Annotated in this window: 12 protein-coding genes; 7 read left to right on the top strand and 5 right to left on the bottom strand. The window is 34.8% G+C overall.

Going from position 1 to position 13,126, the window contains the following annotated elements:
* Positions 1-3: 3 nt before the first annotated feature.
* The 3 genes from V4538_07340 to V4538_07330 form a co-directional block, all read right to left on the bottom strand.
* Entirely contained in the window at positions 4-606 is a 603-nt protein-coding gene (locus tag V4538_07340; protein MES2380838.1) for a TetR/AcrR family transcriptional regulator, read from the bottom strand.
* Positions 607-765: 159 nt separating this feature from the next.
* Entirely contained in the window at positions 766-1,236 is a 471-nt protein-coding gene (locus tag V4538_07335) for a DUF255 domain-containing protein (protein MES2380837.1), read from the bottom strand.
* Positions 1,237-1,317: 81 nt separating this feature from the next.
* Positions 1,318-2,577, bottom strand: a complete 1,260-nt coding sequence (locus tag V4538_07330) for an aminotransferase class I/II-fold pyridoxal phosphate-dependent enzyme (GenBank protein ID MES2380836.1) — start codon at positions 2,575-2,577, stop codon at positions 1,318-1,320.
* 225 nt (positions 2,578-2,802) lie between these two features.
* Here V4538_07330 and V4538_07325 point away from each other — a divergent pair, with 225 nt between their 5' ends.
* The gene (locus tag V4538_07325) at positions 2,803-3,798 is read left to right on the top strand and encodes an aspartate-semialdehyde dehydrogenase (GenBank protein ID MES2380835.1); all 996 of its coding nucleotides are present in this window, start codon (positions 2,803-2,805) and stop codon (positions 3,796-3,798) included.
* Positions 3,799-3,809: 11 nt separating this feature from the next.
* Here the strand turns inward: V4538_07325 and V4538_07320 are convergent, their stop codons facing one another.
* Positions 3,810-5,441, bottom strand: coding sequence for an amidohydrolase (locus tag V4538_07320; GenBank protein MES2380834.1), 1,632 nt, complete (start codon positions 5,439-5,441; stop codon positions 3,810-3,812).
* Between the two features lie 66 nt (positions 5,442-5,507).
* Here V4538_07320 and V4538_07315 point away from each other — a divergent pair, with 66 nt between their 5' ends.
* On the top strand, positions 5,508-6,584 hold the full coding sequence (locus V4538_07315; protein ID MES2380833.1) for a DUF4421 family protein: 1,077 nt from the start codon (positions 5,508-5,510) through the stop codon (positions 6,582-6,584).
* Position 6,585: 1 nt separating this feature from the next.
* Here the strand turns inward: V4538_07315 and V4538_07310 are convergent, their stop codons facing one another.
* On the bottom strand, positions 6,586-7,293 hold the full coding sequence (locus tag V4538_07310; GenBank protein MES2380832.1) for an SAM-dependent methyltransferase: 708 nt from the start codon (positions 7,291-7,293) through the stop codon (positions 6,586-6,588).
* 108 nt (positions 7,294-7,401) lie between these two features.
* Here V4538_07310 and V4538_07305 point away from each other — a divergent pair, with 108 nt between their 5' ends.
* The 5 genes from V4538_07305 to V4538_07285 all read left to right on the top strand — a co-directional run bounded on the left by V4538_07305 (position 7,402) and on the right by V4538_07285 (position 13,124).
* Entirely contained in the window at positions 7,402-9,516 is a 2,115-nt protein-coding gene (locus V4538_07305) for a SurA N-terminal domain-containing protein (protein MES2380831.1), read from the top strand.
* Between the two features lie 68 nt (positions 9,517-9,584).
* Positions 9,585-10,352, top strand: coding sequence for an alpha/beta hydrolase (locus V4538_07300; protein MES2380830.1), 768 nt, complete (start codon positions 9,585-9,587; stop codon positions 10,350-10,352).
* An 80-nt stretch (positions 10,353-10,432) separates the two neighbouring features.
* Complete coding sequence (gene rfbA / locus V4538_07295) at positions 10,433-11,293, top strand: glucose-1-phosphate thymidylyltransferase RfbA (protein MES2380829.1); 861 nt, start codon at positions 10,433-10,435, stop codon at positions 11,291-11,293.
* 35 nt (positions 11,294-11,328) lie between these two features.
* Entirely contained in the window at positions 11,329-12,306 is a 978-nt protein-coding gene (locus tag V4538_07290; GenBank protein MES2380828.1) for an SIS domain-containing protein, read from the top strand.
* 56 nt (positions 12,307-12,362) lie between these two features.
* The gene (locus tag V4538_07285; GenBank protein ID MES2380827.1) at positions 12,363-13,124 is read left to right on the top strand and encodes a CpsB/CapC family capsule biosynthesis tyrosine phosphatase; all 762 of its coding nucleotides are present in this window, start codon (positions 12,363-12,365) and stop codon (positions 13,122-13,124) included.
* Positions 13,125-13,126: the final 2 nt, after the last annotated feature.

The following is a 13,126-nucleotide window of genomic DNA, read 5'->3' as shown; positions in this document are numbered from 1 at the left end:
GGTCTATAATACGTCCGTTACCAAACGTTTGCGTAAACCACCCATAATAAAATTACTTAGTTTTTCTGCTATTTCTGCAGCGTTCATTTTACCTTCCGGGTTATACCATTCGTTTACAAAATTGATAGTTGAAAGAATACTTAACACGGCAAATTTTTTGTCTGTCTGGTCAAAAATATCCTCATTTTCGCCATCAATTAAAATAATGGTAAACTGGTTTTCGTATTGATTACGTAATTGCTTAAACAAGCCCAATTTAGGCTCACTTAAATTACGCCACTCGCTTAAAAACACAGCAGATTGGTTTTGATTTTCTGTAATGGTTTCTATGTGTAATTTAATAGCCATGCGCAAACGCTCTTCTGCGTTAAAATAAATATCGTTTACCTCTTTGGCGTTTGATATAAATTTATTGGCCATATCGAAACAAATGCTTTCTAAAAGTTCTTCTTTCGATTTAATGTGGTGATAAATACTTGCTGCTTCTATACCTAATTCAGTTGCCAAATCGCGCATACTGGTGGAAACATATCCTTTTTGTTTAAATAGCAATGCGGCTGCATCTACTATCTGGTCTTTTCTATTGATGTTCAACGATTCAGCCATAACCTAACATTTGTTAGGCGAAGATAAAAAACGGATTGGCATTTCCAAAAAAAATTTGAGCCGTAAAAAGGAGGCTATGTGGCAAACAAATAAGCATATAAAAAGGCTGCCCTTTTGAGGCAGCCTTTCTAAATTACATATAACGCGTTCTAAAAGTATTTATTGCCCTTTTAAACTTTTTTGAATATCAACTAAAATTACGCTCATATCGGCTTCGTTTTTATAACCTACTTCTAATTTTGTTTTATGCGATTTAGGATTGATAAAAACAGTTGTAGGATAACCACTAATACTATTATTGCTAATAGCTCCAGCTAAGCCTGGTCCATCGTATGTTTTACCATTATAGCTATAAGTTACACCTGTTACCTCCGGGTTAAATTTAACCACTACGTAATCTTTGTTTAGTGCATTTACAATACTTGGTTTAGCATAGGTATCTCTATCCATACGTTTACACCAGCCACACCATTCTGTATACACATCAACTAAAATTATTTTGTTTTTCTTTTTAGCCAGTTTATATCCATCGTTAAAATTAAGCCACTTTACTTCTTCCGTTTGTGGTTTAAAAGCAAATAAGCCTAGTACTACTATAAATACACTTAATATGATTGCTATCTTTTTCATTTTCTTTTTTGTTTATACTTTCAAAAATAGAAAAATTAAACCTAAAATTTTTCTAAATTATATATTTAATTGTAAGCTGGCTTACGCTTTAGCCAAATCGCCCATGGAAACAAATGCTGTTTCTTTATAAGCACCTGCATCCAGTTTTTCTTTAATAACTGAAAAGGCAGCAATGGTTTCTGTTACATCTGCTAAAGTATGTGCCGCTGTCGGAATTAAACGCAATATAATCATTCCTTTTGGTACTACAGGGTAAACAACTATTGAACAGAATATATTATACACTTCTCTTAATTCATGTGTAATAGCAGTTGCTTCGGGTATAGTACCATTTAAAACTACCGGTGTAACCGGTGTGGTAGTAACACCTATATTGAACCCATTTTCTTTTAAACCGCTCTGTAAAGCTCTTACTATAGTCCACAATTTGGCTTTGTTTTCAGGGAAATCGCGTAACAATGAAAGGCGTTTTAAAGCACCTATTACCATTGGCATTGGTAAGCTTTTAGCAAAAATCTGAGAACGTATATTGTAGCGTAAATGTTTAATTACTAAATTTTCACCAGCTATAAAACCACCTATACCTGCCATACTTTTAGCAAAGGTACCAAAGTAAACATCTATAGCATCCATTACACCTTGTTCTTCGCCTACGCCTGCTCCTGTTTTACCCATGGTACCAAAACCATGCGCATCATCAACAAACAAACGGAAGCTGTATTTTTTCTTTAACTCAGCTATGGCTTTAATATTGCCTTGTGCACCTGTCATACCAAATACGCCTTCGGTAATAACCAATATTGAACCACCCGTTTCAGCTACGAGTCTTTCCGCACGCTTTAACTGGGTTTCTAAGCTTTCCATATTATTATGTGTAAACACAAAACGTTTACCCATGTGCAAACGAACGCCATCTAAAATACATGCATGGCTTTCGGCATCATATACTATTACATCGTGGCGGTCTACCAAACAATCAATAGCAGAAACCATTCCCTGGTATCCGAAATTCAATAAAATTGCATCGGGTTTGCTAACAAATGCTGCTAACTCGCGCTCTAACTGTTCGTGAAAACTGGTGTTTCCACTCATCATCCTAGCTCCCATTGGGTAGGCTAAACCATATTGAGCGGTTGCTTCTGCATCGGTTTTACGTACTTCCGGATGATTGGCTAAACCTAAATAATTGTTTAAGCTCCAGTTTAATTTTTCTTTACCTCTGAATAACATACGAGGACCTATTTCTCCCTCTAATTTAGGGAACATATAATACCCATAACTATCATCACCATGTTGCCCAAGCGGACCCGGTTTAGTCTTCAGCTTTTCAAATAAATCCATCTAATAGAAATTTTAATAATGAGGCAAATGTAAGGGTATTACGCTAAAAATAAATAGCTGATAAATGTTGGTGTAAATGGTATTTTCTAATTAATTGAACAAAATTTAACCCAAAAAGGAAAATATACCAACATCATCCAAGTCGAAAACATTTCCTTTTCTAAAAATTGTTAATTCTTGTTTTATCGGCTATTTTTGGCGCTTATATTTATTACAAAAGATATGATGAAATTGGCTGTGGTGGGCGCTACCGGACTGGTAGGCTCTGTTATGTTAAAAGTATTACAAGAAAAGAATTTCCCTGTTACTGAATTAATACCTGTTGCTTCTGATAAATCGGCAGGAAAAAAAATAATGTTCAATAACAAGGAATATACTTTACATACCATGCAACAAGCCATTGATGCAAAGCCGCAAATAGCTTTATTTTCTGCCGGTGGAAGTGTTTCTTTAGAGTGGGCTCCAAAGTTTGCTGAAATTGGTTGTTATGTTATTGATAACTCATCTGCTTGGCGTATGGACGAAACTAAAAAGTTAGTAGTACCGGAAGTAAATGCCCATGTATTAACCACCAACGATAAAATTATTGCCAACCCTAACTGCTCAACCATACAAATGGTATTGGTTTTACAACCTTTGCACAAAAAATATAGAATAAAACGCGTGGTGGTTTCTACTTACCAATCAGTTACGGGTACCGGTGTAAAAGCGGTACAGCAAATGGAAAATGAACGCCAGGGTATACAGGGTGAAATGGCTTATAAATACCAAATTGATAAAAATGCTTTGCCACATATAGATGTTTTTTTAGAAAATGGTTACACCAAAGAAGAAATGAAAATGGTGAAGGAAACTAAAAAAATAATGGGAGATGACAGTATAAAAGTTACTGCTACCTGTGTGCGCATTCCTACTACCGGTGGGCATAGCGAAAGTGTAAACATTGAGTTTGAGAACGATTTTGATTTAGCGGAAGTCAAAAACATTTTAGCCCATACATCTGGTGTTACTTTGCAGGATGATGTAGATAATTTTATATACCCTATGCCGCTGTTTGCCGATGGTAAAGACGATGTTTTTGTAGGTAGAATTAGAAGGGATGAAAGCCAGGCCAACACTTTAAACTTATGGATTGTAGCGGACAATTTGCGCAAAGGTGCTGCTACCAATACGGTACAAATAGCTGAATACTTATTGGCAAACCAATTAATTAAAGCTTAGTCAGGCTTTATTTACTTTACTTTTTTACCTGCCACAAATACTTGTTGTGGTTTGGTATTGCGTATTTTAAGTAAATCCTTTTCGTTTAATAAATCAATATCGCAAACTATAAAATCCGCCATTTTATTGGTTTCAATACTTCCTTTTTCGTTTTCTTCAAAAGCTGCTTTAGCCGCCCAAATAGTCATACCTTTTAAAGCCTGTTCACGACTTAAAGCATTTTCTTTGTTAAACCCATCTATAGGTTTTTTATCAGCATCCTGCCTTGATACTGCTGCATAAAAAGTATAAAAAGGTGAAACCGACTCTACAGGAAAATCTGTACCTAATGGTAGCCAATTGTTTTGTTGCAGCAATGTTTGATAAGCATAGGCTTGTTTAATGCGTTCTTTGCCTAATCTATCTACGGCCCAATACATATCGCTGGTAGCGTGTGTAGGTTGAACTGAAGGTATAATGGCATACTCCTTAAATAAACTTAAATCGGCAGGATTAACAACCTGGGCGTGTTCAATGCGCCAACGCCTGTCGTTACTTTTACCTAAAGCCTGGCTGTATAATTTTAAAATATATCGGTTGGTTGAGTCGCCAATACAATGGGTGTTTAACTGAAACTTACTTAACGCAATTTGCCGGATATACTTTTTCATTTTATGAATATCCGTTAATAAAAAACCTTTATTGTGCACATCATCACTATATGGTTCAATCAAACAGGCACCACGCGAGCCTAATGAACCATCGGCATACATTTTAAAACTGGAAACGTTTAACATATCTGTTTTATATACGCCTATTTGAAGTGCTTCTTTTAAATTTTCATCATTTAAACTTACCATGGCATATAAGCGTATGCCTAATGTATTGCTTTGTTGTAAACTATCAATTAAATGTATAATGTTTAACTCCAATCCTGCATCGCATACACTTGTTAAACCATAGCTAAAACAATGCTGTTCTGCTATTTTCAGTGCTTTAATTTTATCGCTGGTAGTAATTGCAGGCAATACTGCTTCCACTAAATCTACTGCATTATCAACCAACACGCCTGTTGCTTTATTATTTGCAGTTACCACTAAACCACCACTCACTTTCGTGCTTTCTGTTATAAGGGCTAATTTCAATACACAATCATTTACCATGGCTGCATGGCCATCAACTCTTTTAAGCATAACTGGTATTTGAGCAAATAACTCATTCAGTTTATCATTGGTTGGAAAGCTTTTGCTGTCCCATAAATTCTGGTCCCAACCTCTACCCAATAAAATAGTTGGTTTGTGCAGTGCATAAAATAATTTACAGCGTTGCACACATTCATCCCAGCTTTTTGCTCCCGTTAAATCAACCATTTGTAAAAAATTTCCCAAGCCATAAAAATGACTGTGTGCATCAATTAAACCCGGATATACAAACTGTTGCTTTAAGTCTATTTTTTGTAAACTTTCATACTTTGAAAGAATGCTTTCATCACTACCTACTTCAACAAACTTACCATCCCTTATAGCAAAAGCTTGCTTTTTACTCATGGCAGTATCAACGGTAATAATTTGACCGTTAAAACAAATTGTATCTACTTTTTGTTTACTACTACATGAATTTAGCAGAATGATTATAATTGCACCGTAAAATAAGTTTTTAATCATGCAGCGAAACTATCATTTTTATAGTAGCAATTAAACCTTTTATCATTTTAGCGCTCTAAAAAACGTTTGAAAAAAATACTCATCATAATACTTGGCTTACTAAGCTTTTTAAATCAACTAAGCGCTCAGGATTCGTTGCGAAGAAAGCAGTTACCACGGGAGTATTTTATTGATGATATTTCCGACCAATTAAACGTAAGTTTATTTGCATTAACGAACAAAAGCGACATTAATGTAATAGGAAAAGCAGGAGCCAACTTAACTTATACGCCAAACGATTATACTGCCATAGGTGTGAGTGTAAGACTTAACTGGCTTGGCTTGGCCTTTAGTTACGCGCCAAAAAATATACAGGAAAAAGAAAAAGGAACTACTACCTACACCAATATAAAATTAAGTAGTTATGGCAAAAAAATGGGCTTTGATATTTATTACCTGGATTATTCAGGCTATTACTTAAACAATACCAAAGATGTTTTACCAAACACTCCTCCAAAAACTTTTTACATACGTAATGATTTAAGTACCTTAAATATTGGTGCTAATTATTATTATATTTTTAACCATAAACGTTATTCTTACAGAAGTACATTTATACAAAACGAAATTCAAAAACACAGTGCAGGTAGTTTTATGTTAAGCACTTCACTTAATTATTATAATATCAGGGCTGACTCTTCTATTGTTCCAAGAAATGTAAACCCTGATAAATTTGGTGCAGAGAGCAAACTGCAAAAAGGCGATTTTTACAACTTGTGTTTTATGCCCGGCTATGGACATACTTTTGTAGCCTACAAACGCTTCTTTTTAACTTTATCTGCCTTTGGCGGTATTGATTTTCAACAACAACACTACACCAGTGAATTAATAAATGGGAACAAGGTATTTGATGAATTTGAAATTATACCACGTGCCATGGGAAGAGCGGGTATAGGCTATAATTACAGACGGTTTTTTACAGGCCTAACAGGGGTGGCAGATGTATACAATTTACCCTTGGGCAAAAATGAACGCATCAGCTACAGTGTTGGTAGTGTAAGTTTTTATTTTGGTTATCATTTTAGTTTACCAAAATCTATTAAACGTTATACTGATTACATGAAAAAGTTTCCCAATCTTAACTTTCAAAAATCGAAACATTAGTTTAAACACCCAAAATAAATATAGCTGGCTTTTTATGTAAATCAGGCTTAGCACTTGCCCATTCTTTCAAGGTTTTAGTTTTAATAAACTCATTGGGTGAGCTTACGTTACAGGCTATACAAAGCAAGGTGTTCGGAAAACCATTTTTAATTAATTCATCCAACAATTGGTTATTTCTATAGGGTGTTTCCATAAATATCTGTGCTTGCATTTTACCAATAGCTTCACGTTCCAACTCTTTAATGCGTTTTACCCGCAATGCTTTGTCAATGGGAATATAACCGGTAAAAGCAAAGTTCTGTCCACTAAAGCCACTTGCCATTAAGGCCATAAAAATAGAGGAGGCACCTGGTAATGGAATAATCTCTATATTTTTTTGATGTGCCAAAGCCACTAATTGATAACCGGGATCAGCCACACAAGGCAAACCGGCATCGCTAATAATACCCGCATCCTGTTCATTTTCCAGTGCTTTTAACAGCTGATGGTAACTTTTAGTTTCGGTATGCTCATTCAATATAAAAATTTGCAGTTCGTTTTGAGGAGTAGCCAGTTGCAGTTTTTTTATCAAAGCCCTAGCTTCTTTTTCACTCTCTACTACAAAATTTTTTATGTGATGGCTCATTCTTTTTACCATTTCAGGCAAAAAATCAGTATTTGCCTCATTCGATAAAAAGTTGGGAATTAAGTATAGTTTTCCGTATTTCATTTTTATGCTATTTGTTTAACTAACTGATTTTATTGCTAGTGCAAAAATAAATAACATTTGCCTTGTATGTACAATGCGCTTATTTTTGCCACTCTTCAAAAAAACCGTATGGCAATATTAACTAAAATAAGAAACAGAAGTGGACTTGCAATTGGATTTGTGGGTTTGGCGTTGGTGTTATTCCTTGTATCAGATGCATTAACAAGTGGAAATAGTATTTTCAATAACTCCAATAATGATATCGGAAAAATTGATGGTGAGTCAATTAGCATTAAGCAACTTGAATTAGAGATTGCTAAACAAGAAGAGGGGTATTTACAACGTAGTCAAGGACAACCACTTGATGAAAATACTCGTAGCCAGATAAAAGAACAAGCATGGAACACCATAGTACAACAAAACTTAATGAGTAAAGAATTTACTGATTTAGGTATCACCGTTTCAAACGATGAGTTGTCTGATTTATTTTATGGTGAAAACATCCATCCACAAGTAAAACAAGCTTTTACCGACCCTAAAACAGGTTCGTTTGATAAAAATGTAGTCATTCAAAACTTGAAACAGATTACTGAAAAAGGTGATGAAAAAACTAAAAAACAATTACGTGATTTTGAAGATTACTTATACCAAGATGGTATGAGCCGTAAATACACTACCCTATTGAAAAAAGGTATTTATACTACCAATTTAGAAGCAAAAAAATTGTACGAAGCACGTACACGTACAGCAGAGTTAAACTATGTAGTATTACCATTTAACGCTATTGCCGATTCAACTATTAAAACAGAAGAAGGTGATTTAAAATCGTACTTCAACAAAAACCAAAACAAATACAAAGAGCGCGAAAACAGCCGTAAATTAAACTTTGTAGTGTATGATTTTGCACCAAGCAGAGAAGACAGCATGGAAATGAACAAATGGGTTTCTGAACAAGTAAACTTATTTGCCCAAGCTAAGAATGATACTCAATATATAGACCAAAACAGTGAAACAAAGTTTGATGCAACTCCGCGTTCTCGTAAAGATTTCCCTGAAGATATAGCAGATAAATTGTTTTCAGATTCAGTTGGAGCTATTGTAGGTCCAATATTTAAAGACAATAAATACCAAATTTATAAAATAAGTGGTGTTAAAAACGATACTGTATTATTTATGCGTGCCAGCCACATTTTATTTAAAATAGAAGGTACAGGCACTGCACAAGATACTTTAAACAGCAAAACAAAAGCAGAAGAAGTATTGGCTCAAATTAAAAAAGGTGGCGATTTTGCTATGTTAGCAGCACAATACGGTACTGATGGAACTAAAGACAGAGGTGGTGATTTAGGTTGGTTCCAAGATGGCCAAATGGTAAAAGAATTCAATGCATTTTGTAAAGCAGGTAAAAAAGGTGACGTAGGAATTGTTAAAACACAATTCGGATGGCACATTGTAAAAATCACTGAAAACAAATCAAGCAAAAAAATAGTTGTTGCTTTATTAGACCGTACGTTTAAAGCAAGCGACAAAACTACTCAGTTAGCCTTTAACGAAGCCAGCCAGTTTGCATTAAGTGGCAGAAATGCTGAAGATTTTGAAGCTAATGCAAAAGAGAAAAAATTAGATATTAAAACGGCTGATTTTGTAAGAGAAAACGATAATTTCTTACCTGGTTATGCTGATGCACGCGAAGCAGTAAAATGGGCTTTTAACGCTAAACAAGGCGATGTAAGCGAAGTAATTACTGTTGGCGATAAACACTTAATTGTTATGGTAAAAGAAGTTCGTGAAAAAGGAAAATCGAATTTTGATGCTGCTAAAACAAAAGTAGAGGCTGATTATATCAGAGATAAAAAAGCGGAACAATTAACTGCTAAAATAAAAGAAGCAATGGATGGCGGAGCTAATACCCTTGATGCAATAAGCAAAAAATTGAACTTAACTGTTACTCCGGTTGGTAACCAAAGCTTCGAAAACACTAATATTGCTTATGTTGGTCAGGATAATTCATTTGTTGGTGCAGTATTAGGTTCAGCCCCTGCTAAATTACAAGCACCATTCAAAGGTGATGCAGGTGTTTATGCTTTCCAAGTAAATAAATTTACCGAGCCAACTCCGGTTAAAGACTATATGCAATACAAAGCTGAGTTAAAACAACCGGCTAGCCAACGTATGGAATATAGTTATATGGAAGCGCTTAAAGACATGCGTAATGTTGTTGACATGCGTTACAAATTTTACTAGTACTTTATCATTATAAAATAAAAAAGCCATTTGAATTCAAATGGCTTTTTTATTTTGCAACATCTTTTATGTTACACTATTATACCTATCAATCGCAGAAACCGCAAACACTTGTACTTCTTCATGGTTTCTGTGAAAGCAGTGCTCTTTTTAACCTGCAAGTGCAGGAATTGAAACAATGGTTTGATATTATTACTTTTGATTTACCAGGTTTTGGTAAGAGTTGTGTACACGAAAAAATTACAATAGAGTGCATGGCAGATAAAGTAAAAATTGCTCTTGATGCACTAAAAATAAAATCATGCATTATGATTGGCCATAGCTTGGGTGGTTATGTAACCTTAGCTTTTGCAAAAAAACATGCTCAATACTTAAAAGGGTTTGGCTTATTACACTCAACAGCCACTGCCGATAGTCAGGAAAGAATGAATAAAAGACGGCAAGTCATTAAGTTTATTCAGGAAAATGGCAAAGACGCTTATTTTAAAAACTTTTTCCCTACCCTTTTTAAAGACGCTGAAAAAAGTACCGTAGCTATTGCTAACCTTATAGAAGAAGCTAACAAAGGCACGACTGAAGGCATTATTGATGCCATTAGAGCCATGATGAACAGGGAGCGTACTTTTGATTTATTAGAAAAAACAAAATTACCTGTATTTTTTGCCATTGGTAAACAAGACAACCTGATTACTGAAAACGATATGCTGGCACAAGCAGCCTTATGTAATGAAGCTGAAATATGCTATTTGCAGGAATCCGCTCACATGGGAATGTTAGAGGAACCAACAAAACTAAACCAAGCCATTAAGCATTTTGTTACACGTGTTTGGCCTTAGAAATTCTTATCGTTTTTTTCATTATTCTTTTATATTGCAACCGTAAGAAAACGCTTACTTAAAAATTTACATAACTTAGTATGAAAGGAATAATATTAGCAGGCGGCAGTGGTACCAGATTGCACCCGCTTACATTGGCCGTTAGCAAACAACTAATGCCTGTATTTGATAAGCCAATGATATATTACCCTTTATCGGTATTGATGTTGGCTGGCATAAAAGAAATTTTAATTATTTCCACTCCGCATGATTTACCGGGTTTTAAAAAACTACTTGGAGATGGCTCGCAGATTGGGTGTACTTTTGAATATGCAGAACAACCTTCGCCAGATGGGCTTGCACAAGCTTTTGTAATAGGTGAGAAATTTATTGGTAAGGATAGCGTAGCACTGATTTTAGGTGATAATATTTTCTTTAGCTCAGGACTTAAGTCTTTATTACACGCTAACAATAACCCGGTAGGAGGTGTTGTATTTGCTTACCACGTAAGTGATCCAGAAAGATATGGTGTAGTAGAGTTTGATGAAAATATGAATGCGTTAAGCATTGAAGAAAAACCTGCTGTTCCTAAATCGAATTATGCGGTACCTGGCTTGTATTTTTACGATAACTCAGTAGTAGAAATTGCCAAAAATATTAAACCTTCGCCAAGAGGTGAGTATGAAATTACCGATGTAAACAAAGTGTACTTACAACAAGGAAAATTAAAAGTGGGCGTTTTACAAAGAGGAACAGCTTGGCTTGATACCGGTACTTTTAGTTCTTTAATGCAGGCAGGTCAGTTTGTGCAGGTAGTAGAAGAAAGACAAGGCTTAAAAATAGGCTGTATAGAGGAAATAGCTTACCGAATGGGTTATATAAACAAATCGGAATTAGAGCGCGAGGCTCAAAAATTACTAAAAAGTGGGTATGGTCAATACCTTATGAATTTAATTAAATAAAATTTAACACAACACAATCAGGCAATAGTTATATTATGAATCCACAACACGAAGCATTAAAAAAATTTAGTTACCAAATTGAATTTGCATTAAGCAACTACACACCACATGGTTTAAACCTGGCTAATTATACCAACATAATTATTGGTGGTTTGGGAGGAAGTGGGATAGGTGGACGTTTGGTTAAAAACATTTTTATGGACCAGTTGCCTTTACCTGTTGAGTGTATTGCTGATTATACTTTACCTGCTTACGTAAACCAAAAAACGTTGGTTCTGTTAGGCTCATACAGTGGCAATACAGAAGAAACATTGACCATGTTTGATGAAGTAAAAAAACGTGGTTGCGATATGTTAATTTTAACCGGTGGCGGTAAGTTAGGTGCTTTAGCAACTGAACATGGTATAAAACAATATTTTTTAGAACCGGGTTTTCAACCACGCATGGCACTAGGTTTTTCATTAACTTATCTGGTACAAATTTTTGCTGAGTTTATGCAAAAAGATGTAAAAACCGAGTTACAACAAATAGCTGATAAAGTTAAAAATACCCAACCTTACGAAGAACAGATGAGTAGTTTGTTTGAAACCATTAAATCAAAAATTTCAAACAAATTTATAGTAGTAACCGATGCTTATTTTGAAGCTTTGGGATTACGTTTTGCGCAACAAATACAAGAAAATGCCAAACAGGAAGCATTTACCCATGTGTTACCAGAAGCCAATCACAATGTAATCGAAAGTTATTATGGAGTAGTTCCATCTATATTTTTCTTTATTGATTCAGGACACAATGAAAGAGTAAGTGCCCGCTTTGAGTTTTTAACCAACTTATTGGAAGTGGAGAACCACAAAGTAATCAATATGTCGGTTGAAGAATTTAACTTAAATGCTATTTATGAAATTAACCACAGACTTGACTGGTTAAGCATATATGTAGCCGATGCACGTAAGGTAGATTCATTAAATGTTCCTAATATTGCTTCGTTAAAAGAGTATTTAGACCAAGTTTAATTACTCCATAAAAATCTCAATCAAGTAATTCAAGCACTTAAACACGACTATACAAATTGGGATTTTTAAAAAACTTATTCGGTACCAAAGAAACAGTTGAACAAACAACTGTTTCTTTCCAAAACCCTATTCACGTAGAAATACACTCCCATCTTATACATGATGTTGATGATGGTGTGCAAACACTGGAACAAGCTGCAGATGTTTTAAAAATATTTGTAGCCATGGGTTATAGGAAAATAATTACTACTCCACATGTAATGAGCGATTTTTATAAAAATGGTGCTCACAATTTAATACCCAAATTAGCTGAACTTAAAGCTTACGCAAAAGAACAAAATATACCTATTGAGCTGGAAGTAGCAGCAGAATATATGATAGACGATGGCTTTGAAACTAAAATAGCCAACGATGATATTCTTAGTTTTGGCGGGGATAAAAAATACGTTTTAGTAGAAATGCCTTTTATGGCTGAATCAATAAACCTTAAATCAGTATTATTTGAACTTAAAATAAGAGGCTACCAGCCCGTATTAGCGCATCCGGAACGATATACTTACTACCACAATAAAAAAGAAAAATACGAAGAGTTTTTTGACCAGGGTATATTGCTTCAATTAAATAATTTATCGCTTATTGGTTATTATAGCCCGGCCGTTCAAAAGGCTGCCGAATACATTATTGAAAAGAAATTCCATAGTTTTTTGGGGAGCGATGCACATAACGCCAAACATGCCAGCATCATACAAGGAAGTGTTGTTAACTCTCGCTTATACAAAAAAGCTTGTATTCCTGAATTATTAAATAATACTTTATAAAG

The organism is Bacteroidota bacterium, assembly GCA_040388375.1.
GTDB lineage: Bacteria > Bacteroidota > Bacteroidia > UKL13-3 > UKL13-3 > JAAFJM01.
Note: the sequence above shows the minus strand (reverse complement) of the source record. Positions and strands in the feature narration are given on the sequence as shown.